Annotated in this window: 24 protein-coding genes; 12 read left to right on the forward strand and 12 right to left on the reverse strand. The window is 70.0% G+C overall.

From position 1 onward, the window contains the following. Positions 1-7: 7 nt before the first annotated feature. Complete coding sequence (locus ABL843_RS28710) at positions 8-3142, forward strand: efflux RND transporter permease subunit (protein ID WP_418118199.1); 3135 nt, start codon at positions 8-10, stop codon at positions 3140-3142. Between the two features lie 5 nt (positions 3143-3147). After that, entirely contained in the window at positions 3148-4566 is a 1419-nt protein-coding gene (locus tag ABL843_RS28715; protein WP_418118201.1) for an efflux transporter outer membrane subunit, read from the forward strand. Here the strand turns inward: ABL843_RS28715 and ABL843_RS28720 are convergent, their stop codons facing one another. Together ABL843_RS28720 and ABL843_RS28725 are read right to left on the reverse strand one after the other, a co-directional pair. Beyond that, positions 4567-5058, reverse strand: coding sequence for a hypothetical protein (locus ABL843_RS28720; protein ID WP_418118202.1), 492 nt, complete (start codon positions 5056-5058; stop codon positions 4567-4569). A gap of 32 nt (positions 5059-5090) precedes the next feature. Further along, entirely contained in the window at positions 5091-5333 is a 243-nt protein-coding gene (locus ABL843_RS28725) for a GlsB/YeaQ/YmgE family stress response membrane protein (RefSeq protein WP_126025380.1), read from the reverse strand. 233 nt (positions 5334-5566) lie between these two features. Here ABL843_RS28725 and ABL843_RS28730 point away from each other — a divergent pair, with 233 nt between their 5' ends. The 10 genes from ABL843_RS28730 to ABL843_RS28775 all read left to right on the forward strand — a co-directional run bounded on the left by ABL843_RS28730 (position 5567) and on the right by ABL843_RS28775 (position 16003). Further along, on the forward strand, positions 5567-7099 hold the full coding sequence (locus tag ABL843_RS28730; protein WP_418118203.1) for a class I adenylate-forming enzyme family protein: 1533 nt from the start codon (positions 5567-5569) through the stop codon (positions 7097-7099). 52 nt (positions 7100-7151) lie between these two features. Then, complete coding sequence (locus ABL843_RS28735; RefSeq protein ID WP_418118204.1) at positions 7152-8624, forward strand: sensor histidine kinase; 1473 nt, start codon at positions 7152-7154, stop codon at positions 8622-8624. Then, positions 8609-9973 (forward strand): sigma-54-dependent transcriptional regulator, encoded by a 1365-nt coding sequence (locus ABL843_RS28740; protein WP_418118205.1) that lies wholly within the window; start codon positions 8609-8611, stop codon positions 9971-9973. Before ABL843_RS28735 ends, ABL843_RS28740 begins: the two co-directional genes overlap by 16 nt. A 181-nt stretch (positions 9974-10154) precedes the next feature. Next, positions 10155-10874: a hypothetical protein gene (locus ABL843_RS28745; protein WP_418118206.1), complete on the forward strand. Its 720-nt coding sequence runs from the start codon at positions 10155-10157 to the stop codon at positions 10872-10874. Between the two features lie 16 nt (positions 10875-10890). Beyond that, positions 10891-12150 (forward strand): MFS transporter, encoded by a 1260-nt coding sequence (locus ABL843_RS28750; protein WP_418118207.1) that lies wholly within the window; start codon positions 10891-10893, stop codon positions 12148-12150. Next, on the forward strand, positions 12147-13298 hold the full coding sequence (locus tag ABL843_RS28755) for an SLC13 family permease (protein WP_418118208.1): 1152 nt from the start codon (positions 12147-12149) through the stop codon (positions 13296-13298). The genes ABL843_RS28750 and ABL843_RS28755 overlap by 4 nt, the downstream gene beginning before the upstream one ends. A 36-nt stretch (positions 13299-13334) precedes the next feature. After that, positions 13335-13895, forward strand: coding sequence for a hypothetical protein (locus ABL843_RS28760; protein WP_418118209.1), 561 nt, complete (start codon positions 13335-13337; stop codon positions 13893-13895). A gap of 48 nt (positions 13896-13943) precedes the next feature. Beyond that, positions 13944-14651 (forward strand): helix-turn-helix transcriptional regulator, encoded by a 708-nt coding sequence (locus ABL843_RS28765; RefSeq protein ID WP_184642130.1) that lies wholly within the window; start codon positions 13944-13946, stop codon positions 14649-14651. 84 nt (positions 14652-14735) lie between these two features. Next, the gene (locus ABL843_RS28770) at positions 14736-15578 is read left to right on the forward strand and encodes a DMT family transporter (protein WP_418118211.1); all 843 of its coding nucleotides are present in this window, start codon (positions 14736-14738) and stop codon (positions 15576-15578) included. A 107-nt stretch (positions 15579-15685) separates the two neighbouring features. Continuing rightward, positions 15686-16003 (forward strand): hypothetical protein, encoded by a 318-nt coding sequence (locus ABL843_RS28775; protein ID WP_126025389.1) that lies wholly within the window; start codon positions 15686-15688, stop codon positions 16001-16003. Positions 16004-16036: 33 nt separating this feature from the next. On the opposite strand, the gene ABL843_RS28780 is transcribed toward ABL843_RS28775, so the two are convergent. The 10 genes from ABL843_RS28780 to ABL843_RS28825 form a co-directional block, all read right to left on the reverse strand. Next, on the reverse strand, positions 16037-17080 hold the full coding sequence (locus ABL843_RS28780; RefSeq protein ID WP_369660564.1) for an NADP-dependent oxidoreductase: 1044 nt from the start codon (positions 17078-17080) through the stop codon (positions 16037-16039). 378 nt (positions 17081-17458) lie between these two features. Beyond that, on the reverse strand, positions 17459-18841 hold the full coding sequence (locus ABL843_RS28785; protein WP_126025391.1) for a HAMP domain-containing sensor histidine kinase: 1383 nt from the start codon (positions 18839-18841) through the stop codon (positions 17459-17461). Between the two features lie 29 nt (positions 18842-18870). Further along, on the reverse strand, positions 18871-19566 hold the full coding sequence (locus ABL843_RS28790; protein ID WP_369660562.1) for a response regulator transcription factor: 696 nt from the start codon (positions 19564-19566) through the stop codon (positions 18871-18873). 50 nt (positions 19567-19616) lie between these two features. After that, positions 19617-20009: a hypothetical protein gene (locus tag ABL843_RS28795; RefSeq protein WP_418118212.1), complete on the reverse strand. Its 393-nt coding sequence runs from the start codon at positions 20007-20009 to the stop codon at positions 19617-19619. Further along, a complete protein-coding gene (locus ABL843_RS28800; RefSeq protein ID WP_418118214.1) occupies positions 20003-20365 on the reverse strand; it encodes a DUF4260 domain-containing protein in 363 nt (120 codons plus the stop codon). The genes ABL843_RS28795 and ABL843_RS28800 overlap by 7 nt, the downstream gene beginning before the upstream one ends. 130 nt (positions 20366-20495) lie before the next feature. Continuing rightward, positions 20496-20960 (reverse strand): Spy/CpxP family protein refolding chaperone, encoded by a 465-nt coding sequence (locus ABL843_RS28805; protein WP_418118216.1) that lies wholly within the window; start codon positions 20958-20960, stop codon positions 20496-20498. 134 nt (positions 20961-21094) lie between these two features. Next, positions 21095-21469, reverse strand: a complete 375-nt coding sequence (locus ABL843_RS28810; RefSeq protein WP_369660558.1) for a DUF4148 domain-containing protein — start codon at positions 21467-21469, stop codon at positions 21095-21097. Between the two features lie 146 nt (positions 21470-21615). Next, positions 21616-23418, reverse strand: a complete 1803-nt coding sequence (gene ptsP / locus ABL843_RS28815) for a phosphoenolpyruvate--protein phosphotransferase (protein WP_184642139.1) — start codon at positions 23416-23418, stop codon at positions 21616-21618. Positions 23419-23428: 10 nt separating this feature from the next. Then, on the reverse strand, positions 23429-23698 hold the full coding sequence (locus tag ABL843_RS28820) for an HPr family phosphocarrier protein (RefSeq protein WP_184642140.1): 270 nt from the start codon (positions 23696-23698) through the stop codon (positions 23429-23431). After that, positions 23667-24122 (reverse strand): PTS sugar transporter subunit IIA, encoded by a 456-nt coding sequence (locus tag ABL843_RS28825; protein WP_126025398.1) that lies wholly within the window; start codon positions 24120-24122, stop codon positions 23667-23669. The genes ABL843_RS28820 and ABL843_RS28825 overlap by 32 nt, the downstream gene beginning before the upstream one ends. Positions 24123-24196 lie beyond the last annotated feature (74 nt).

A 24196-nucleotide genomic window follows, 5' to 3' on the forward strand; every position in this document is an offset into this window, starting at 1 on the left:
CCCGCGCATGGCACGCTTCTTCATAGACCGGCCCATCTTCGCGTGGGTCATCGCCATCGTCATCATGCTGGCCGGGGCGATGTCCATCGGCACGCTGTCGCTGGAGCAGTACCCCGACATCGCGCCCACCAAGGTCAGCATCAACGCGACCTACACGGGCGCGTCGGCCAAGACCATCGAAGACTCGGTCACGCAGGTGATCGAGCAGAAGATGAAGGGCCTCGACCGGCTGGTGTCGATGTCGTCGAGCAGCACCTCGTCGGGCACGGCGCGCATCGAGCTCACCTTCGAGGCCGGCACCAACGCCGACGTGGCGCAGATGCAGGTGCAGAACAAGCTGCAGCAGGCCGAGTCGCAGCTGCCGCAGTCGGTGCAGAGCCAGGGCGTGACGGTCACCAAGTCGGGCACCGACTTCCTGATGATCGTCTCGCTGGTCTCCGAGGACGGCAGCGCCTCGGCCACCGACATCGGCGACTACATCTCCAGCAGCCTGCTCGACGTGGTCAGCCGCATCGACGGCGTGGGCGACGTGCAGGCGCTGGGCTCGGGCTACGCCATGCGCATCTGGCTCGACCCGGCCAAGCTGCAGAAGTATTCGCTGATGCCCTCGGACGTGACGAGCGCGCTCACCAGCCAGAACACCGAGGTGTCGGCCGGCCAGCTCGGCGCGCTGCCGGCGGCCTCGGGCCAGCGGCTCACGGCAACGATCACCGCGCGCAGCAAGCTGCGCACCGCCGCGCAGTTCCGCGAGGTGATCGTCAAGTCCGACTCCAGCGGCGCCATCGTGCGGCTGGGCGACGTGGCGCGCGTCGAGCTCGGCAGCGAGAGCTACACCATCGCCAGCCGCTTCGACGGCAAGCCCTCTGCCGCCATGGGCGTGAAGCTGGCCACCGGCGCCAACGCGCTCACGGTGTCGAACGCGGTGAAGGCCAAGCTCGCGGAGCTGGGGCCCTTCTTCCCCAACCAGATGAAGGCCGTGGTGGGCTACGACACCACGCCCTTCGTGCGCATCTCCATCGAGGAGGTGGCCAAGACGCTGGTGGAGGCGATGGTGCTGGTCGTGCTGATCATGTACCTCTTCCTGCAGAACCTGCGCGCCACGCTGGTGCCCGCCATCGCGGTGCCGGTGGTGCTGCTGGGCACCTTCGGCGTGCTGGCGCTGATGGGCTACTCGATCAACACGCTCACCATGTTCGGCATGGTGCTGGCCATCGGCCTCTTGGTGGACGACGCCATCGTGGTGGTGGAGAACGTCGAGCGGCTGATGACCGAGGAAGGCCTCTCGCCGAAGGAGGCCACGCGCAAGTCGATGCGCGAGATCACCGGCGCGCTGGTGGGCATCGCGCTGGTGCTGTCGGCGGTGTTCATCCCGATGGCCTTCTTCGGCGGCTCGACGGGCGTGATCTACCGGCAGTTCTCGGTGACCATCGTGGCGTCGATGCTGCTGTCGGTGCTGGTGGCGCTCACGCTGTCGCCGGCGCTGTGCGCCACGCTGCTCAAGCCGGTGGAGGCCGGCCATCACCAGGAAAAGCGCGGCTTCTTCGGCTGGTTCAACCGCAACTTCGAGCGCAATGCCGACCGCTACCGCTCGGGCGTGGGCGGCCTGCTGCATCGCGGCAAGCGCAGCCTGCTGGTGTATGCGCTGCTGGTGGCCGTGCTGGGCGTGGTCTTCATGCGCCTGCCCACATCCTTCCTGCCTGATGAAGACCAGGGCACGCTGATGGCGCAGGTGAAGCTGCCCGCCAGCGCCACCGATGAGCAGCTGCAGCAGACCATGAAGAGCTTCGAGGCCTACCTGGGCTCGCAGAAGGAAGTGGCCCACTTCATCACGCTCACCGGCCTGAGCGGCGACCAAGCCACGGGCAACGCCTTCATCACGCTGAAGGACTGGAGCGAGCGCGGCGGCAAGGCGCAGGACGCCGCATCGCTGGCGCGCCGCTTCACCATGGACATGGCCGCTCGCACCAGCAACGCCAACGTGTTCGTGATGCTGCCGCCGGCCGTGCGCGGCCTGGGCTCCAATGCCGGCTTCGACGTGCAGCTGCAGGACCTGGGCGGCATCGGCCACGAGGCGCTGGTGCAGGCGCGCGAGCAGTTCCTCTCGCTGGCGCGCAAGAGCCCGGCGCTGAGCCAAGTGCGCAGCAACAACCTGGACGACACGCCGCAGTTCGCCATCGACATCGACGACCGCAAGGCCGCGGCGCTGAGCCTGTCGACCTCGGACATCAACGACACGCTTTCCAGCGCGATGGGCGGCAGCTACGTGAACGACTTCATCAACAACGGCCGTGTGAAGAAGGTCTACGTGCAGGCCGACGCGCCCTTCCGCATGCAGCCCGACAGCATCGACAGCTGGTACGTGCGCAACGGCAACAGCGAGATGGTGCCCTTCTCGGCCTTCGCCAGCAGCCGCTGGACCTATGGCTCGCCGCAGCTGTCGCGCTACAACGGCATGTCGTCCTTCGAACTCATCGGCGACCCGGCCGCGGGCGTGAGCTCGGGCACTGCGATGAACGCGGTGGAAGGGATCATGAAGCAGCTGCCACAGGGCATCGGCTACGAGTGGGCGGGCAGCTCCTACCAGGAGCGCCTGTCGGGCTCGCAGGCGCCGCTGCTTTATGCGGTGTCGATCCTGTTCGTGTTCCTGTGCCTGGCTGCCCTCTACGAGAGCTGGTCGGTGCCGTTCTCGGTGATGCTGGTGGTGCCGCTGGGCGTGCTGGGCGCGGTGCTGGCGACCAGGCTGGCGGGGCTGTCGAACGACGTGTACTTCCAGGTGGGGCTGCTAACCACCGTGGGGCTGGCGGCGAAGAACGCGATCCTGATCGTGGAATTCGCCAAGCAGCTGCAGGACGAGGGCATGGCGCTGGTCGAGGCCACGCTGCAGGCGGTGCGCCTGCGGCTGCGGCCCATTCTGATGACCTCGCTGGCCTTCATGTTCGGCGTGCTGCCGCTGGCGCTGAGCACAGGCGCCGGCTCGGGCAGCCGCCGCGCCATCGGCGTGGGCGTGCTCGGCGGCGTGGCGACGGCCACCGCGCTGGGCATCTTCTTCGTGCCGCTGTTCTTCGTCGTGATCAGGCGCTTCTTCGCGCCCAAGAAAAAACCCGGGGCGGCACCCACGCTGACCGCGCAGCCCGAGGCATGAAAGCCATGAACTCCCTTCGTTCCAGACTCTCCTCGCTCGCCCTCGCCGCGCTGCTGGCCGGCTGCGTCAATCTCGCGCCCACCTACTCGCGGCCCGAGGCGCCCATTCCCTCGGAGTGGCCGGCCGCCGGAGCGAAGGCGGACGACGCATCCGTTTCCGCCGGCACCGGCCGGCAGGGCTTCATCACCGACGAGCGCCTGCGCCGCACTATCGAGCTCGCGCTGGCCAACAACCGCGACCTGCGCGTGGCGCTGCAGAACATCGAGAAGGCGCGCGCGCAGTACGGCGTGCAGCGAGCAGAGCTGTTCCCCAGCGTCGCGGCCACCGCGGGCGGCACACGCCAGCGCACCTCGGCGTCCACGAGCAGCAGCGGTGAATCGTCCGTCGGCAGCACCTACACCTCCGCGCTGGGCTTCAGCAGCTACGAGCTCGACCTGTTCGGCCGCGTGCGCAACCTCAACGAGGCCGCGCTGCAGAGTTACCTGTCGACCGAGGCCACGACCCGCAGCACGCGCATCAGCCTCGTGGCCGAGGTCGCCTCGGCCTGGCTCACGCTGGCCGCCGACAACGAGCGGCTGAAGCTCGCGCAGAGCACGCTCGCGAGCCAGCAGCGCTCCTACGAGCTCACCAGCCGCATGAAGGCGCTGGGCGCCAGCACCGCGCTGGCGCTGGCCCAGTCGCAGACCACGGTGGATTCGGCGCGCGTGGACGTGGCCAGCTACACCGCGCAGGTGGCACAGGACCGCAACGCGCTCGACCTGCTGGCCGGCGCCACCGTGCCCGACGAACTGCTGCCGCCTGAAGGCATGGCCACGGCCAGCGCGCTGGTCGACGTGCCCGCCGGCCTGCCATCGACGCTGCTGCAGCAGCGCCCCGACGTGCTGGCCGCCGAGCACACGCTGCAGGGCTCGAACGCCGACATCGGCGCGGCGCGCGCGGCCTTCTTCCCGACGATTTCGCTCACGGCAAGCGCGGGCTCGTCGAGCACGGCGCTATCGGGCCTCTTCAAGGGCGGCAACAGCACCTGGAGCTTCGCGCCCTCGATCAGCCTGCCGATCTTCAACGCCGGCAGCAACCGTGCCAGCCTAGATTCGGCCAAGGCGCAGCGCGAGATCGACCTCGCGACCTACGAGAAGACCGTGCAGACCGCGTTCAAGGAAGTGGCCGACGCGCTGGCCGTGCGCGGTTCGCTGGGCGAGCAACTGGCGGCACAACAGTCGCTGGTGGACGCGACGCAGAAGAGCCTCACGCTGTCGCAGGCGCTCTATCGCAACGGCAGCTACAGCTACCTGGAGGTGCTGGACGCGCAGCGCTCGCTGTACACCGCGCAGCAGACGCTCATCACGCTGCGCCTGTCGGAGCAGAGCAACCGCATCACGCTCTACAAGGTGATGGGCGGCGGAGATAACGCTTCCGCGGGCTGATCAGCCGCGCGTGGCGTTCTCCTTCATCTTCGCCAGCGCTATGGCGATGGCTGCGCCGCCCAGCGTCTTGATGAGCCCGGAGTGCTGCGCGTAGAACCTGCTTACCTCGTCGATCACGCCGGCGTGCTGCTGCTCGGCATGCGCGGCGATCTCGGTCACCTGCGCGGGCGAGAGCTGCGAGGCCTGGTCGGGCGTGATCTGCGTCTGGCCGGGCTGCAGCATGCGTCCGAGCACGCCGCCGGCCAGCGCCGAGGCGGCTGCCGGCCCGAGCGTGGCCAGTATCTGGTTGAGCACGCCGGCCTGCTGCGAGGGAGACGACTGTCCGAAGAGCTGGCCCACGGTGTCGCCGAAAGGTGGCGTCTGGTCCGAGCGCATCGCGGCCGCGAGCCCCGCGCCCAGTTCGCCGGCGGAGGCGTGCTGCGCGACCTGGTCGAGTTGGGCTTCGGCATCGTTGTTGCCGATGGCCTGCTGGAGGATGTCGAGTAAGCCCATGGAAAACTCCTTGATGAAGGGATCCGGCTGCCTCAGCGGCTCACGAGGTGCCAGGCCCCGAGCAGCACCGCCGCACCCACCACCGAGGCGATGAAGCCTGCGCCCGCGCCCGCCGCATACCAACCCATGGCCTGCCCGGCATAGGTGGCGACCAGCGAGCCGGCGATGCCGAGCACCGCCGTGAGGATGAACCCCATCGAGTTGTTGCCCGGCAGCACCGCGCGGGCCAGGAGCCCGGCGATGAAGCCGATCAGAATCGTCCAGATGATGTGCACGGAAACCCCCTGTCGTTGGTGACAACAAGCGCCGCCGCCGCTTGGCGTGCAGCGCCCGGGGATCGTGTTCCCGTCTTCCTGAGCGCCAACTGACGGCGCGCCGTCCTGCGACCGCCCGGTCGCCAAGGCGCTGGCAGGAAGCGGGAGCATTTCGCTATCCTGCCGTTTGGCCAAGAGTCCGGCCAAGAAGAAGGAAGACGACTTTGCAAACTCACCCCGCCGTCCAAGCCGCCATGGAACGCAGTTTCGGCGCCATTGCCGATCTGGTCCGCCTCCACGCGCAACACACGCCCGACCATGCCGCCCTGTCGGACGCAATCCGCACGCTGGACTACCGCGCCCTCGACGCGCTGATGGACCGCGTCGCGGCCAGCCTGCAGCGCGACGGGCTCAAGGCCGGCGACGCCATCGCCATCTGCGCCTCGTCGTCTGTGAACTATGCTGCCGTGTTCCTGGGCGCGCTGCGCGCGGGCGTCGCGGTGGCACCCCTGGCGCCCGGCTCCACGCCCGCCAGCCTGGCGCGCATGATCGAGGACGCCGACGCGCGCATCCTGTTCAGCGACGCATCGGCCGCCGAGGTCATCGGCCCCGCGAAGGAAGGGGGCATTCCGCGCGTGGCGCTCGACGGCTCGCAGATCGGGCGCGGCATCGAGGAATGGCTGGCGCCTGACGGCGCGCGGCCCGAGGCGGTCGAGGTGCAGCCGGGCTGGGCCTTCAACATCATCTATTCGTCGGGCACCACGGGCGAGCCCAAGGGCATCGTGCAGGGCCACGGCATGCGCTGGGCCCATGTGCAGCGCGGCGCCAAGTACGAGTACGGGCCCGACACGGTCACGCTGCTTTCGACGCCGCTCTACTCCAACACCACGCTGGTGGTGTTCTTCCCCACGCTGGCCTTCGGCGGCTGCGTGGTGCTGATGCCCAAGTTCGACGCGCTGGGCTACCTGCAGCTCGCGCAGCAGCGCCGCGTGACGCACACCATGCTCGTGCCGGTGCAGTACCAGCGGCTGATGGCGCATCCGCGCTTCGACGAGCACGACCTGTCTTCCTACCGGCACAAGTTCAGCACCAGCGCACCCTTCGGCGCCGCGCTGAAGGCCGACGTGCTCAAGCGCTGGCCCGGCGGGCTGGTCGAGTTCTACGGCATGACCGAGGGCGGCGGCACCTGCATCCTGGAAGCGCACCTGAATCCGACCAAGCTGCACACGGTGGGCCGGCCCGCCGAGGGCAGCGACATCCGCCTGATCGACGAGGACGGCAACGAGCTTCCGAGCGGCAACACCGAGGTGGCCGGCGAGGTGGTAGGCCACTCGGCCGGCATGATGACCGGCTACCACCGCCAGCCCGCGAAGACACGCGAGGCCGAGTGGTTCGACGCCACCGGCAAGCGCTTCATCCGCACCGGCGACGTGGGCCGCTTCGACGCCGACGGCTTCCTCACGCTGTTCGACCGCAAGAAGGACATGATCATCAGCGGCGGCTTCAACATCTACCCGAGCGACCTGGAGGCCGTGCTGCGCGGCCATGCAGCGGTGGCCGACGTGGCGGTGGTGGGCGTGCCCTCCGAGCAATGGGGCGAGACGCCCGCCGCCTTCGTGGTTCGCCGCGAGGGCGACGCCACCAGCGAGGACGAACTGCTGCAGTGGACCAACGCCCAGCTCGGCAAGACACAGCGCCTGGCGCGCCTGGCCTTCATCGACGAGCTGCCGCGCAGCGCGATCGGCAAGGTGCTCAAGCGCGAGCTGCGTGAGCTCGCCGGCCGTTGACAGCGCCGGGACAGGCGCGCCGTGACACGAAGACAGGGCAAGATCGCGGCGCATGAAATCCCTGCGTGGTCAACTGATCTTTTTCTGGATGCTGCTGTTCGCCATGTGCGCCGCGCTGGCGGTGGTGATGCTCACGCTCTACCGCAGCAGCGCGGGCGTGCAGGTGTCGGCGGCGCGCGCCGCCACCGAGCAGTCCTGCCGGGCGATCGCGGCGCGCTATGCCAAGTCGGCCACGCCGTCGTCGTCCTCGCTTACCCCTGCGCGGCCGCAGGTCGACCTGCTGCAGGTGCTGCTGCAGCTGGTGCTGATCGAGGCGCCGCATGTCGAGGGCGGCGTGTGGCAGGCCGGCGGCGGCCACCTGGCTTATGCCTACCCCACCTATGAAGGCGGCGGCGTCAAGCGCGACGTGCCCGCGGCCGAGCAGCCGCTGATCGCCGAGGTGGCGCAGCTGGCCGCCCGCACGCAGCAGCTGCAGACCGATGTGGTGCGCGGCAGCCGCGAGGCGCTGATCGTCGCGGCCTGCCCGCTGGCGGCGCCGGGCGACGACCTCGCAGCCTGGACCATGACCCGCACCACCGGCGGCGCGCTGGCCGCGCAGGACAGCCTGCGCACCGGCCTTGGTGTGCTGCTGTTGCTGGTGCTGGCTTCGGGCCTGTGGCTGGGCTTCATCCTGCTGCGCGGGTTGCGCCACGTGCAGCGGCTGGAAGACCGGCTGGCCCGCAGCGATGCCGACGGCGGCGCCATGCCCGAGCTGCCCCGCACCGGCGTGCGCGAGCTCGACCGCATCGTCGACGGCTTCAATCACTACCGTGTGCGTTTCGAGGAAGCACGCGCGCGCCTTCGCGAAGCGGCCCAGCAGCGCAGCCGCGACCAGCGCCTGGCCGCGCTGGGCCGCATGACCGGGGGCATCGCGCATGAGATCCGCAACCCCATCGCCACCATGCGGCTGAAGGCCGAGAACGCGCTGGCCGCCACGCCCGGGAAGCAGGGCGACGCGCTGCGCGTGATCGTCGGGCAGATCGACCGGCTCGACGGCCTGGTGCAGAGCCTGCTGGCACTGGTGCAGCCGGTGACGCTGGCGCCGGTGCAGGTCGACCTGCATCGCTGGCTCGAGGAGCGCATCGTGGCCGTGAGCGGCAGGGCCGGCGCGGCGGAGGTACGCCTGGTGCTGCAGCACGACGAGCCGCCGCAGGCCGTGTTCGACCCCGTACATCTGGCGCGCGCTGTCGACAACCTGCTCGACAACGCGGTGCGCCATGCGCCGCGCGGCGGGCTCGTCACGCTCTCGGCCTCGGCGAACGAGGCGCGCACGCTCTTCATCCGGGTGGACGACGACGGCGGCGGCGTGCCCGAAGCCTTGCAGGCCAGCCTCTTCGAGCCCTTCGCCACGGGCCGCGCCGATGGCACCGGCCTGGGCCTCGCCCTGGCGCGCGAAGTGGCGCTGGCACACGGCGGCGACCTGCGCCATGCGGCGCTCGAACCCGGCACGCGATTCGAACTGGAGCTTCCATGGCGCGCTTCCTGATCGTCGACGACGACGACGCTTTCCGCGACACGCTGGCCGAGACGCTGCAGGGCCTGGGCCACGAGGCGCAGAACGTCGCGAGCGGCACCGAGGCGCTCGATGCGATGGCGCGCACGCGCTTCGACGCCGTGTTCCTCGACCACCGCATGCCCGGCATGGACGGCCTGCAGACGCTGGAGGCGATGCACGCCCGGCTCGCGCGCGTGCCGCCGGTGATCGTGCTCACCGCCTTCGCGAGCGCGGGCAACACCATCGAGGCGATGCGGCTCGGCGCCTTCGACCACATCACCAAGCCGATCAGCCGCGAGGCCGTGCGCGAGGTGCTCGGGCGGGTGCTGCAACAGCAGCAACAAGGCGTGGCGGCGGCGACCGCCGTGGCGGAAGACGACGACGGCGACCTCGTCGGCCTGAGCCAGGCGATGCGCGAGGTGCAGAAGCGCATCGGCCTCGCGTCGGCCAGCCAGGCGCCCGTGCTCGTGCTGGGCGAGACGGGCACCGGCAAGGAAATGGTGGCGCGCGCGCTGCACCGGTATTCGTCGCGCGCGGACAAGCCCTTCGTGGCGGTCAACTGCGCGGCCATTCCGAAGGAGCTGCTCGAAAGCGAGCTCTTCGGCCATGTGCGCGGCGCGTTCACGGGTGCGACCGGCGAGCGCGCGGGATGCTTTCGCGCGGCCGACGGCGGCGTGCTGCTGCTCGACGAGATCGGCGACATGGCGCTTTCGGTGCAGGCGAAGATCCTGCGCGTGCTGCAGGAAGGCGAGGTCACGCCGCTGGGCAGCCACAAGCCGGTGAAGGTCGACGTGCGCATCGTCGCAGCCACCCACCGCGACCTGGCTGCGGCGGTCGGCGAGGGACGCTTTCGCGAAGACCTGATGTACCGGCTCGACGTGCTGTCGATACGCCTGCCGCCGCTGCGCGAGAGGCTGGCCGACGTGATCCCGCTGGCCGAGCACTTCCTGCGGCGCGCGGCACTGCCCGATGCGCCCAAGGCGCTCTCCGCGGAGGCCGCGCAGTTGCTGCTGAGCCGGCCCTGGCCCGGCAACGTGCGGGAGCTGCGCAACGTGATGGAGCGCTGCCAGGCGCTGGTGCGGCATCGCGTGATCGGCAGCGCCGACCTGGGGCTGGCGATGGGCGAGGCGCGGCCCGCGCAATCGGCACCGTCCGTCGGGATGCTGCCGGCCGAGTGGCTGGAGGGAGACCTGCCCGGCGCGGTGGAACGGCTCGAACGGCTGCTCATCGAGCACGCGCTCGCGCAGGCGCAGGGCAACCGCACCGAGGCCGCGCGGCGGCTGGGCATTCACCGCCAGCTGCTGTACCGGAAGCTGGCGCAGTACGGCATCGAGCAGTAGACAAGGCGATTAAGGCGATGAAGCGACAAGGCGTCCGGGGGTGTCCGCAAAGCGGACGCCTCCTGTCCCCGTACCGGACGACTGCCGCCGTTCGGCACGCGCAAGTCGTTGATTTCAAAGGAAATGCGGGTTGGCACGTTGTGTGAGATGTCCATGGGGCATTCATCCACAAGGAGTCACCATGACACACCGCATCGCGTCCATCGCCACCGCCGTCTGCCTGCTCGCGGGCAGCACCGCTTTCACTCCGGCCTTCGCCCATCTTCCGCCGCCGCCGCCCGTTGCCGTCGCACCGGAGGCGGACACCGTCGCCTCCGGCCGCGTGCAGCAATGGCTGCTCAACCCGAACGGCGAGGCCGACGGCCTGCTGCTGGCTGACGGAACGCAGGTCGCGTTCCCGCCGCACCTTTCGGCCGCGGTGATGCAGGCGCTCAGGCCCGGCGACACCGTGCAGGTCCGCGGCTGGCGCGCGCCGCAGGTGCCGGTGGTGCGCATGCAGTCGCTCAGCGCCAACGGCCGCAGCGTGATCGACGAGCCGCCTGTTCCCGGCATGTTCCCGCCGCGGCGCGCCCACGATCCGGCCGCGCTGAGCGCCATGACGGCGGACGGGCGCATCGAGCGCCTTCTGTACAACGACCTCGGCGACGTGCACGGCGCGCTGCTGGCCGACAGGACCATCGTGCGCTTCCCGCCGCACATCGGCGCCATGTACGGCGCGCAGCTGCAGCCCGGCGCGCAGCTTTACGCGCGCGGCTGGGGCACGCGCGGTGCGCTGGGCACGGCGCTGGAGGCCACGAGCATGGGCTCGACCGCGTCCACGGCGCGCGAAGTGTTCGAGGGCCCGCACCGGGGGCCCGGACGTGGCCCGGTGGCGCCGCGTCCGCCGGTGCCGGCGTTCTGATCGGCGAGCCCCTGCGATGACCGCCCCGTCCTCCGCGCCCTCCCACCGCAGCCTGCGCTCGCTGGACGCGCTGGCTTTCCTTGCGCCAGACATCCAGGGCGGCGTCGGCCCGTTCCTGATCGTCTTCATGGCCGGCACGCTGGCCTGGGACCCGCAGCGCATCGGCACCGTGATGTTCGTCTCGGCGCTGGTGGGGCTGGCGGTGCAGGCGCCGGCCGGCGCGCTGATCGACAGCGTGCGGCACAAGCCGCGCTGGATCGCGGGGGCCATCGCGCTCATCGCGGTGTGCCTCGTGGTCATGGCGAACTGGCCGGGCTACGGTGTGATCCTGGCGGGCCAGTCGCTCATCGGCGCGGCGGGCACGCTGGTGGCGCCCGCCATCGCGGCCATCAGCCTCGGCATGGTCGGCCGCGCCGGGCTGGATGCCCGCATCGGCCGCAACGCCGCGATCACCGCGGGCGGCACGGTGCTGTGGGCGCTGGGCACGGGCTGGGTGGGCCACGCGTTCGGCCCGCACGCCATGTTCTTCTACGCGGTGGCGATGGCGCTGCCGACCATGGCGGCGGCCATGCTGATCCGCCAGCGCGACGTCGATCCGCTCCTGGCGCGCGGCGCCGACACCGGCCACGAGCCCGATGCCGCGCCGTCCGCGCGCTGGTACGACCGCCGCCTGCTTGTGCTGCTGGCCTGCGCCTTCCTGTTCCACCTGGCCAATGCCGCCATGCTCACGCTCGTGGCGCAGAAGGTCGGCACGCAGGCCGGCACCTCGGCAACGCTGTGGCTGTCGGGCGGCGTGATCGTCACGCAGCTGGTCACCGTTCCGATCGCCCTGGCGGTCGGCCGCTGGGCACCGCGGCTGGCGCGCAAGCCCATCTTCCTGGTCGGCTTCGCGGTGCTGCCGGTGCGAGGGCTGCTCTACCTGCTGGCCGACAGCCCCGCCGCGCTGCTGTCGCTTCAGGTGCTGGACGGCATCGGCGCGGGCATCTTCGGCGTGATGCTGACCTTGATGATCGGCGACATCACGCGCGGCAGCGGCCATTTCAACTTCGCACTGGGCATCGGCGCGGCCTGCGTGGGGCTGGGCGCGGCGCTGAGCAATCTGGCAGCCGGTGCGGTCGCGCACCTGGCCGGCTACGACGCGGCCTTCGTGATGCTGGCCGCCGTCGCGCTGGCCGGGCTCGCTCTCTTTGCCTTCGCGATGCCCGAAACCCGCTATCGTCCGCGTTCGATGCCGGACGCGCTTGCCGCCCGCGCACCGACCACTTCCGCTCCATGACCAAAGATTCCGTGTCCGCGCCTTCTTCCGCGACTTCCGATTCCGACGCTTCCTCGCCGCACGAAGGCGGCGGCAACGGCCTGCTGTGGGTGCTGGTCGCCGTCGCAGTGCTGTTCGCTTTCCTGCGCCCGCGTGCGCCGATGGACTGGCTGCGGCTGGTCGACTGGCAGACCGTGGGCGCGCTCGCCGGGCTGCTGGCCATCACGCAGGGCGTGGAGCGCAGCGGCATGCTGCAGGCCGCCGCGCAGCGCCTGCTGGCGCGCACGCACGACCAGCGCAGCCTGGCGATGCTGCTGACGGCCAGCGCGGCCTTTCTCTCGGCGCTGGTCACCAACGACGTGAGCCTGTTCCTGCTGGTGCCGCTGACGCGCGTGCTCGCCACGCAGGCGCACCTGCCGCTGGCTCGGCTGGTGGTGCTGCAGGCGCTGGCGGTGAACGCGGGCTCTGCCCTCACGCCGATCGGCAATCCGCAGAACCTTTATCTGTGGCATCGCTCGGGCGAGGGCTTCGTCGCCTTCATGGGAATGATGGGGCCGACGGTGGCGGTGATGCTGTTCTGGCTCTTCGTCGCGGTGTGGCTGCTGGTGCCGCGCACACCCATCGAGCTCAAGCCCGAGGCCGAGGCCGCGCCGGTGCAGCCGCGCATGCTGGCGCTGTCGGGGGTGTTGTTCGTCGGCTTCGTGGTCGCGCTGGACAGGCACTGGCTGCTGGCCGGGCTGGGCGTGGTGTTCGGCGTGTTCCTGGTGGCGTATCCGCGCGTGCTGCGCGGCATCGACTGGGCGCTGCTGGCGATCATCGCGCTGATGTTCGTGGACCTGCGGCAGCTCGCGGAGCTGCCCGCGGTGGTGGCGCTGCTGGGCCACTGGCCGATCACCGAGGGCTGGCGCGCCTACCTCGCGGCCATCGTGACCTCGCAGTTCATCAGCAACGTGCCGGCGGCCATCCTGCTGGATGGCCACGTGCGCGACCTGCCCGCGCTCGCGGCGGGGGTGAGCGTGGGCGGCTTCGGCTGCGTGCTGGGCTCGCTGGCCAACCTGATCGCGCTGCGGCTGGCGAAGCTGCCGAAGGGGCTGCGCGAGTTCCACCGCATCAGCATTCCCTTCCTGCTGGTGTGCGCGACCTCGGCGCTGCTGCTGCGGCTCGGCTGATCGCCCTTTCAACAACCGATCTCGAAAGGACATTCCATGCCAAGTCATCATGAATCCCACGGCACCCTCGACGTCTGGTCCGTCGAAGGCCGCTTCCAGCAACTGATCTACAGCCCCAGGGGCAGCATCGAGGGCGTGCTGATCGACACCGACGGCGTGCCCACGCAGTTCGTGTTCGACCGCCACGACGAAGACGCCGCGCGCGCCTTCGAGAGCCTGAAGGTGGGCCAGGCGCTGGTGATCGAGGGCATCGAAGCGGGCCCCTCGCCCAAGGCGGAGAGCGAACACACGGTTTACCGCTTCGAGCGGCTGGCCTCGGTCGACGGCGAACCGCCCCGGCATGCGCGGGCCGATGAACGCATCGAAGGCATCGTGGTGCGCTTCAACTATGCGCGCCACGGAGAGGCCAACGGCGTGGTGCTGGACACCGGCGACTTCATCCACACGAAGCCCGACGGCCATGCGCGGCTGGCGCTGAAGGTCGGAGACAGGGTGTGGGCCGAGGGCCGCACGCAGCCGCTGGCGACAGGCCAGGGGCGTGTGGTCGAGGCCGTGCGGGTCAACGCTCAGGCGCTGCGGGACGCCGACGGAAGCTGATGCCGCTTGTGGCATTGCGGGAGCTGCGCGGACAATCCTCGACTGCCCATGCCTGTTTTCGGTTCATCCCTGCCGCCTCGCCATGAACTCGCCCTGCGCGACTACGGCCACTCGCACGGCAGCCATGCGCACGACCATTTCCAGGTGCTGATCGGTCTCGACGGCGTGCTCGATATCGAGGTGGAAGGCCGGGGCGCCGGCATCGCCGCGGGCGAAGCGCAGGTGGTCGCACCGGGCGACCGGCACGATTTCAGCGCGCGCAGGCATGGCGCGGTGTGCCTGGTGCTCGACACCACGCAGCCGGCATGGGCCCGCTGCGCCGAACGCGCGCCGCCCGATTCGGCACAACTGCACGCGTTGGCGCGTTACCTGGCGCAATGCATGAAGCAGCCGCGAACCTCGGCCCTGGCCTTGCAGCACGGGCCGGCGCTGCTCCTGGAGGCCTGGAGCCCCGCACCGGCATCGTCGTCGGCGTCGCGCCGCCGCATCGACTGGTCCTTGCTCGCCGACTGGGCCCGTGCCCGCTGGCACGAGCCCTTGAGCGTGGCCGACCTGGCCCAGGTCGCCTGCCTGAGCCCCAGCCAGTTCGCGCAGCGCTGCCGCGACGAGCAGGGCATGGGCGCGATGCAATGGCTGCGCTCGCTGCGGTTGGCGCATGCGCGCGAGCTGAGGCTGGGCGGCATGAGCGTGGCGGAGACAGCGCGGCGCACGGGCTACCGCTCGCCTTCCGCCCTTACGGCCGCCTTGCGGCGCTGAGTCCCTTTTCCTGATCGAAAGACCGTCGTTTCTCGACGACGGACCGTCATTGCGCGACGACCGCATCGCGTAGCCTCGCCATCCATGCCATCGACCGCCTACGCACTGATCGCCATCGCCCTGTGGACCACGCTCGCCTCGCTGGGCACGGCCCTGTCGCACCTGCCGCCTTTTCTGCTCACGGGCCTCGCGCTCATCATCGGCAGCGTACCGAGCTGGCCGCTGGTGCTGCGCGACCGCACTGCCTGGAAAGTGCCGCCGCGCACGCTGGCGCTGGGCATCTACGGGCTCTTCGGCTATCACTTCCTGCTGTTCATCGCGCTGCGCTACGCGCCGCCGGTCGAGGCCAACCTGGTCAATTACCTCTGGCCGCTGCTGATGGTGGTGCTGGCGCCGGTGCTGCTGCCGGGCGTGTCGCTGCGGCCGCTGCACCTGGTGGCGGGGCTGCTGGGTTTTGGCGGCGCGGCGGCGGCGATCCTGGGCGCGGGCGGTGGCGGCGCCGCTTCCGCCGCGGGGTACTGGGGCTTCGTGCCGGCGCTGGCCTCGGCCTTCGTCTGGGCGAGCTATTCGCTGTGGACGAAGCGCGTGCCGGCCTTCCCGACCTCGGCGATCGGCCTCTTCGGGCTGGTTTCGGGGGCGCTCGCGCTGGCCTGCCATGCGGTGCTGGAGCCCTCGGTGTCGCTGACGGCCCGTGACTGGCTGCTGCTCGCGCTGTGCGGCCTCGGCCCGCTGGGCGCGGCCTTCTTCGTGTGGGACATGGCGCTCAAGCGCGGCGACGCGCGACAGATCGGCATCCTGAGCTACATCACCCCGCTGGGCTCGACGGCGCTGCTGCTGCTGGTGACGGGCCGGCCGCTGACCTGGACCATCGCGCTGGCGGCCTGGCTGATCATCTCGGCGGCGATCATGGGCACGCGCGCACGCTGATCGCGGTGATCACGGTGATGCCTGCGTGCTGAATCAGGCTGTATCCGACGGCGCGCCTTCATCTTTTCTGGCTAGAGTGGAGGCTCAGGAAAAAGGAGCCAACCCACATGGACGACAAGAACAGGGATTTCGAGATCACGCCAAAGCTGGTGTTCGACCTGAACCTGGCGCTGTACCTCGACCTGGTGGCCGCGCTGGAGGGCGCGGGCGCCGTCACCTACCGCCAGATGGCGGCCCGGGTGCTCAACATCAGCATGGATGCGCGCAGCGACGGCGAAGCCGGCCTGTCGACGGTGCTCGAGGGCATCGCCCGGGGCTTCGCGGGCCATGGCGACGGCCTGTCGATCGAGTTGCTGAAGGCCGCGCGCGGCCTGCGCGAGGACGACGCGCTGGGCGACATCCCGATGCGTCCCGACCTGGGCTGAGCCGCGGCGGCCCTCCGGCGGCCCGCCCCGCGCCTAGTCTTCGGCGACCTGCAGCACCAGCTTGCCGAAGTTCTCGCCCGCGAAGAGCTTGTTGAGCGACTCGGGGAAGGTATCGAGGCCCTTCACGACGTCTTCCTTGCTCTTCATGCGCCCATCTTTCAGGTAACCGGCCATCTCGGCGATGGCGATGTGGTACCTGTCGGCGTAGTCGAATACCACGATGCCTTCCATGCGGGCACGATTCACCAGCAGGCTCAGGTAGTTCTTCGGGCCAGCCGAGGGCATGCTGTTGGCGTTGTTGTACTGGCTGATGGCGCCACAGATGATGATGCGGGCCTTGCGCGCGAGCCGCGCCAGCACCATGTCGAGGATCTCGCCGCCGACGTTGTCGAAGTAGATGTCCACGCCCTTCGGGCAGTGCGTCTTCAGGCCCTCGCGCACCGCGGCGGCGCCGGCCTTGTAGTCGATGCAGGCGTCGAAGCCGAGCTCCTTCACAACCCAGTCGCACTTGGCCTGGCCGCCGGCGATGCCGACCACGCGGCAGCCCTTGATCTTGGCCAGCTGGCCCACCGTCTGGCCGACGGCGCCGGCCGCGCCGGAAACCACCACCGTCTCGCCTGGCTTGGGCATGCCCACGTCCATCAGGCCGAAGTAGCCGGTCATGCCGGGCATGCCCAGCACGTTGAGCCACTGGGTGATGGTGCCCACGCGCAGGTCGATCTTCACCAAGCCGTTGCGCTTGATCTGGTCTTCGGGGATGAGGATGTATTCCTGCACGCCCAGCGTACCGTAGACGGTGTCGCCCACGGCGAACTGCGGGTTCTTCGAGGCGATGACGCGGCCGACGCCGCCGGCGCGCATCACTTCGTCGATGCCCACGGGCGGGATGTAGCTCTTGGCGTCGTTGAGCCAGCCGCGCATGGCGGGGTCGAGCGACAGCGACAGCGTCTTGACGAGCACGCCGCCCTCGGCCGGTTCGCCGACGGGCTCGGTGGTGAACTTCCAGTTCTCGCGGGTGGCCGTGCCCTCGGGGCGCTTGGCGAGGCGGACCTGATGGTTGGTGAGTGGGGTGCTCATGGCGTCTGTCTCCTTGACCTTGAATGAGGGGGCGCTGGCGCGCAGGCGCATCGTAGCGGCGCCCCCGGGGCGGGCAGGTAGCGCAGGCGACAGCGCGCCTTTCGCCCCCGGCTAGGGCCTGTTCACACTATTTCCGGGGTCGCGAAGGGCAGCCAGGGCGGGCCAATCAAGGCGCGTGACGACGCGTGTGCATGCGCACACGCTAGGAGCGCAACGCCGAGTGGCCCGCCCTGGCTGCCCTTCCCGCAGGGTTGGCGCTCCAAGGGGCCGTCTGCGGCGTTGCCCGCGCTTGCGAGGCGAAAGCCTTGCTGCGCACGGGCGCCTTGCAGCCAGCCCCTTGGAGCGCCAACGCGACCCCGGAAATAGTGTGAACAGGCCCTAGGCCAGCCTGACGACGATCCGCAACCCCGGCTGCGCGTTGCGCACCGTGAGCTTGCCGCCGTGCGCCTCGGCGATCAGCCGGCACAGGTACATGCCCAGGCCCACGCCGCCGGTGGCGCGCGCCCGGGCGCCGTCGGTGCGGTAGAAGGGCTCTGTCAGGCGCTCGAGCTGCTCGTCGTCCACGCCGGGGCCGTGGTCGCGCACCTCGATCTCGGCGCCCTGGCTGCTGCCGTCGAGCACCGCGCGCAGCGACACGCAGGGCGGCCGGGGCGCGTCGGCGCTGTAGCGCAGCGCGTTGTCCAGCAGGTTGCGCACCAGCAGCCGGATGCGCATGCGGTCCACCGCGTGCGGCGGCAGGCCCTCGGCCAGGTCGAGATGCACATGCTCCGCTCCTGGCATCTCGGCCACGATCTCGCGGATCAGCGCCGCCAGGTCGACCGGTTCGCGCTGCAGCGCCACGTGCGGGCTGGCGAGGCGCTCGCTTTCGAGCAGGTCGCTGATGAGGTCGCGCATCTCGTTAAGGTCGCGCAGCAGCGCGTCGCGCTCGGCCTGCCCCTCGGGCGTGGTCGGCAGCAGCTCGGCGTTCAGGCGCGCGCGCGTGAGCGGCGAGCGCAGTTCGTGGCTCAGCGCCAGCAGCAGCCCGCGCTTGGCGTCGAGCATGGCCTGGATGTCCTCGGCCATGGTGTTGATGCGCTCGGCAAGGTCGCCGAGGTCGTCGTTGCGGCGGATCGGAATGGGCTGCGTGAACTCGCCGCGGCCGAAGCGCTGCGCGCCCTCGCGGATGTCGATCAGCGGGCGCAGCAGACGGCTCACGTAGGCGTAGCCCAGCAGCACGCAAGACAGCAGCAGGCCCAGCGTGGCCCAGCCGATGACGCGCGGCGCGAGCTGCCAGAGCTTGGGCGACCAGCCGAAGATCACGCGGTGGCCGTCGGCCGTGGGGCGGATGAACCACTTGTCGCCGCCGAAGACGTCTTCGCGGTCGTGCATCCAGCCGCCGGGGCTGCTGGCGCCGCCGGGGTTGGAGTCCCAGTTGACCTTGGGGCCCACGATGCGGATGGTGATCGGCAGCCGCGCCACCAGCGCCTGCGCGCGCGCCACGTCGGGCGGCGTGCCGATCTCGGCGACCAGGCGGTCGGCGTAGTCGGTCAGCATCGGCTTGGCGGCCTCGGCCCAGCCGGTGGAGAACGACTTCTTCATGCCGCCCATGAAGACGGCCGCCATCACCAGCGCGAGCAGCACGAACATCAGCACCAGCCGCACGCGCAGCGAACGCCGCCAGCGGCGCTTGCCCTGCACCTTCTCGTTCCAGCGCGCGTGCCACTTGGCGTGCCAGTCGCCGCGCGTCATCTCGTCGCGGCATTCCTCGCCGCGCCACCGCATCCTGCGGGACTCCCTGCTTCGGCCGAAATTCATGCAGGTTCGCTGCGGGCGACGGCCAGCGCGTAGCCCGCGTTGCGCAGCGTCTTGATGCAATCCAGCGGCTCGAGCTTCTTGCGCAGGCGGCTCACCACGATGTCGACCGCGCGCGTGTAGAGCTCGGCCTCGTGCCCGCGCAGGCGGTTGAGGATGTCGTCTCGGCTGAACACCTTGCCCGGCTCGGCCGCCAGCAGCGCGAGCAGCTCGAACTCGGTGCCGGTGAGCTCCACGCGCTCGCCGTGGCGCAGCACCTGGCGCCGGTCGAGGTCGATCGACAGGCCGTCGAACACGCGGTACTGCGTGCCGCTGGCTGACGCCTGCGGCGTGCTGCGCTGGCGGCGCAGGATGGTCTGCACGCGCGCCACCAGTTCGCGCGGCTCGAAGGGCTTGGGCACGTAGTCGTCGGCGCCGAGCTCCAGCCCGACCACGCGGTCCATCACTTCGCCGCGGGCGGTGAGCATCACGATGGGAATGTCGCTTTCCTTGCGGATCTCGCGGCACAGCGCGAAGCCGTCCATCTCGGGCAGCATCACGTCGAGGATGGCCGCGTCGTAGGTGCCCGCGCGCAGCCTGGCCAGCCCTTCGCTCGGGCGCACGGCGCTTTCGAGCGTGCAGCCGAAGCGTGCGAAGTAGGTGGTCAGCGGCGCGGCGAGATGCTCGTCGTCGTCGATCAGCAGGATGCGCGGCATGGCGGGATTGTGCCTCCGGACGAGAAAGTGGCGAATGACCTCGCTGACCATCAGACCCGCCGGCATCGCACCGCCCAGGTCAGGCCCGTCACGAGGATGGAAAGCAGCAGCGCGTGGTAGACCACGTCGGGCACCGTGCGCGGGCCGATGCCCGCGATGATGGTGCCGAGGCCGACCAACGTGCCCAGCAGCGCGAAGCCCTGACCGAAGATGGCCGCGCGGCGCGCATGGTGCGGGCGCAGCCAGGTCTCCACCGAAGCCAGCACCAGCACGGTGGCGATCACCGCCTCTGCCGTGCGCGCCGCCGGGTGCGCATAGCCGGGCACGAGCAGCCCGGCGTGCACCATCGATGCGAGGCCCAGCGTGAGCGCCTCGGTCAGCATCCATGCGCGCGCGGCCGGCGCGTGCACGGCATGCGAAGCCGTGGGATCGCCGCTCACCATGGGTCGGCCTTGCCGATGCGGCCCAGGTGCGTGGCGGCGAAGCCGCTCGCGTACTTGAGCCCGTAGCCCAGCGCGTGGTCCATGCCGATGTGGGCCAGCCAGATCAGGCTGCCGGCCACCGCCCACGGCATGCCCGCAAGCACGCCGAGCGCCAGCAGCAGCACCGGGCCGACGTACGAGTGCGCCGCGTTGTAGAGCGCCGCACCCGTGCGCGGGCCCGCGAGGTAGCCCAGCAGCGAGAGATCGGGCGCGAGCAGCCAGAGCGCGAACACGCCCCAGCCTGCGCCGAACTGCGCGTAGGCGGCGAGCGCCACGCCGAGCACCACGGCGCCTTCGAGGCGCAGCAGGGTGCGCACGCCGCCTGCCGCCGCTACGCCCCCTTCGGGAGACGCCGTGGAACCGGCTTCGCCGGGCCACTGGTGTCGCCCCCGGAGAGGGGGGAGGCGTAACGACACGAAGTGCGCGAAGCCTGGGGGTGAGCCCGGTTCAGCCACGGTGGCTCCAGCGGTGGCCGCCTCGTTCCATGAAATCGCGCACCTTCTGCTGCTGCGCGGCGTTCAGGCTGTCGAAGAAGTCCGCTGCGGCGGCGATGATCTCGGGGCTGCCGTTGCGCACGGCCGTGGTCTTCTCGTCGATCAGTCGGGCAGCACCGGCCTGGTCGAGCTTGTTGCCCGCGAACAGCGCCTTGAACTGCGAGCGCGGCTCGCCAGAGCCGCCCGCGCCGCGCATGGCTTCACGCTGCGCCTGCAGCTTCTCGGCCAGCACGGTGAGCTTCTGCTTCTGGCTCGCGTCGAGTTCGAGCTTGCTGCCCACGCGCTCGACCATCTTCGTGCGGAACTCGGCGCTGTCGCCGCCCCAGCCGTGGCGGTAGCTGCTGCAGCCGGCAATGCTCCCCGCGACCATGGCGGCGCCGGCGAAGCCAAAAAGAGTGCGTTTGATCCAGTGTTTCATGGCGATTCCTTGTGTTCCTGGTGTTGTGTTGAGGAGGAAGCTCCATGGTGCGGATTGCACCGGGCCAAGTCCTCTCGCTGCGGTTGCGGCGTGTTTCGTTTTATGGCGACAGGCGTGGCGACAAGCTGGCCTGCTTAGAGGCGGCTGCTCTTGGCGTTGGCAGCCGAGGCGCGTGCGTCGACGGGGTTGGGCATGGTCGAGATGACCTGACTGTTCACGCGCGAGCTCGCCGACACGTTCTGGTCAGGCGCGGCGGCAGCGCGCACGGCTTCGGCGACGATGCGCCCGCGTTCGGTCGAGACGGCCATGGTCTCGGCACCGCGCGAGCCGCGCACCACGTTCTGGTCGGGCGCCGATGCGGTGCGCATGGCTTCGGCGTTGACCTCGGCACGGCTCTTGGCCGACACGGCGGGCTGCACGCCCTCGTAGCTTTCGGCCTTCGCGCCGGCTGCGGCGAGCATGGCGAAGGATGCGACGGCGACGATCTGGGTAAAGGAGATGGAGTTCATTTCAGGCCTTTCTTTCAGTGGTTGAAGAGAAGGCCTGATCGTGCTTGCGGGCCCCCCGCAAGTCCTTTCGCCGCAGTTTCGGCGTGTTTCGTTTCTTTTCACTCACCCGCGGGGTGAGTGAAAAGTACGCTCGTGGCGTCAGCCGGTCAGCCAGCCATTGCGGCGGCGGGGTCGTCGGAGTCGAGCACGCTCTTTGCCCATGCCTCGAGCTTGCCGGTGTCGGCGCGCAGCACCTCCTGCTTGACCGCGAGGATGCGCGAGGGATGCATCGAGAAGCTGCGCAGGCCCAGGCCCAGCAGCAGGCGCGTGAAGGCCACGTCGCCCGCCATTTCGCCGCACACGGCCACGCCCTTGCCTTGTCGGCGGCACTCGGCGATGGTGTCGGCCACCAGGCGCAGCACGGCCGGATGCGCCGGGTCGTAGAGGTGCGCCACCGATTCGTCGGCGCGGTCGATGGCCAGCGTGTACTGGATCAGGTCGTTGGTGCCGATCGACAGGAAGTCGAAGTGCTTGAGGAAGATGCGCAGCGTGAGCGCGGCCGCCGGGATCTCGATCATGGCGCCGAGCTTCACGTGGCCGTACACCGCGCCGCGGTTGTCGAGTTCGGCGCGCGCGAAGTCGATCAGCGAGAGCGTCTGCCTGATTTCGCTCGCGTGCGCGAGCATCGGGATGAGCAGATGGATTTCGCCATGCGCCGCCGCGCGCAGGATGGCGCGCAGCTGCGTGAGGAACATCGCCGGATCGGCCAGGCTCCAGCGGATGGCGCGCAGGCCCAGCGCCGGGTTCAGGTGCTCCTGCTTGTTGGCCGACTTGCTGTCCAGCGGCTTGTCGGCGCCCACGTCGATGGTGCGGATGGTGACCGGCATGCCCTGCATGCCCTCGACCGCGCGCCTGTAGGCCTGGTACTGCTCCTCCTCGTCGGGCAGCCGGGTCTGGGGCGAGCCCGTGTCGCGGCCCATGAAGAGGAATTCGCTGCGAAAGAGGCCCACACCCACCGCGCCGGCCTTGACCGCGCCCACGGTGTCTTCCGGCATCTCGATGTTGGCCAGCAGCTCCACGCGCTGGCCGTCGAGCGTGACGGCGGGCTTGTGGCGCAGCCGCGCGAGCCGGCCGCGTTCGAGGTCGCCCTGGCGCTGCTTGAAGCCGTACTCGGCCAGGATGATCGGCGACGGATCGACGATCACCACGCCGGCGTCGCCGTCGATGATGACCCAGTCGTCCTGCCGCACCAGCTGGCTCGCAGTGCGCGCGCCGACCACGGCCGGGATGTCCATGCTGCGCGCCACGATGGCGGTGTGCGAGGTGCGCCCGCCCACGTCGGTGACGAAGCCGGCGAACACGCTCTTCTTGAACTGCAGCATGTCGGCCGGCGAAAGATCGTGCGCGATCAGCACCAGCGGCACGTCGATGCCGTCGCCTGCGGTGGGGTCGTCGTTGTCATCGTCAGCGGAGGCCGCGCGCTTGCGGCGCGGCGGGCTCGGCGCCAGCACGGCGGCCGTGCCTTTCATTCGATGCAGCAGGCGCTCGACCACCTGCTCGAGGTCGGCCTTGCGCTCGCGCAGGTACGGGTCCTCCATCTCGTCGAACTGGCGCGCGATGATCTCCAGCTGCGTGGTCAGCGCCCACTCGGCGTTGTAGAGCCGCTCGCTGATCCAGTGCTTGACGCCACCGCTCAGGGCTTCGTCCTGCAGCAGCATCTGGTGCACCTCCAGCAGCGCCGCAAGCTCGTGCGGCGCGTCGTTCGGGCCCATCTGCGCGACGTTGGCCTGCAGCTTGGCCAGCTCGTCGGCCACCGCGTTGCGCGCGGTGCGCACGCGGTCGATCTCGGTCTCGATCTCTTCGGGCTTGATGAAGTAGTGGGCGACGTCGATGCGGCTCGACACCACCAGCACGGCGCGCCCGATGGCAATGCCACGGGCAACGGGGAGGCCGTGGACTGCGAAGGTCATGGGACGGTCCTTATTCGCCTTCGCCGAACTTGTCGTCCATGAGCTGGACGATGGCGTTCATCGCTTCGTCTTCCTGCGGCCCGTTGGTTTCGAGCTCGACGGTGGAGCCCAGGCCGGCAGCCAGCATCATCACGCCCATGATGCTCTTCGCGTTGATGCGGCGGTCGCCGCGGGAGAGCCACACCTCGCAGGGAAAGCTGCCTGCGAGCTTGGTCAGCTTGGCCGATGCGCGTGCATGCAGGCCCAGCTTATTGCTGATGGTCACGGATTTCTTGATCACTGTGCTTTCTTTTCGCCTGGTTCTGGGGAGCCGCCACCGCCACCTGCATCACGCCCGCGGTGCCGCCCGCGAGGGCGCGCTGCACCAGCGTCTCCAGGGGTTCGTGCCGGTAGGTGACGGCACGCAGCAGCATCGGAAGATTGACCCCCGCCACCAGCCGCGACCGGACGCCGTCCACCAGCTTCTGCGCCACGTTGCAGGGCGTGGCGCCGAACACGTCGGCCAGCACCAGCACCTGCGAGCGCGGCGCGTGCAGCTGCTGCGCGAGGGTGATGCGCGCAGCCGCCAGCGTTTCTTCGGGCGACACGTTGGGCAGCACGTCGAGCGCGGCGATGGCCTGTTCGCAGTCGGGAAACACATGCAGCGCGCACTGCCGCATCGCATGGGCGAACGGAGCGTGGGCGATGATGAGGATGCTGTTCATGCAAAAGGGAGGACGACGCGTCGATTATGCGGGGGCGCCCAGGGGAAGTAGATATGCGACATAACGCGGCAGCC

This window comes from Variovorax sp. 350MFTsu5.1, assembly GCF_048302515.1.
GTDB classification, from domain to species: Bacteria; Pseudomonadota; Gammaproteobacteria; order Burkholderiales; family Burkholderiaceae_C; genus Variovorax; species Variovorax guangxiensis.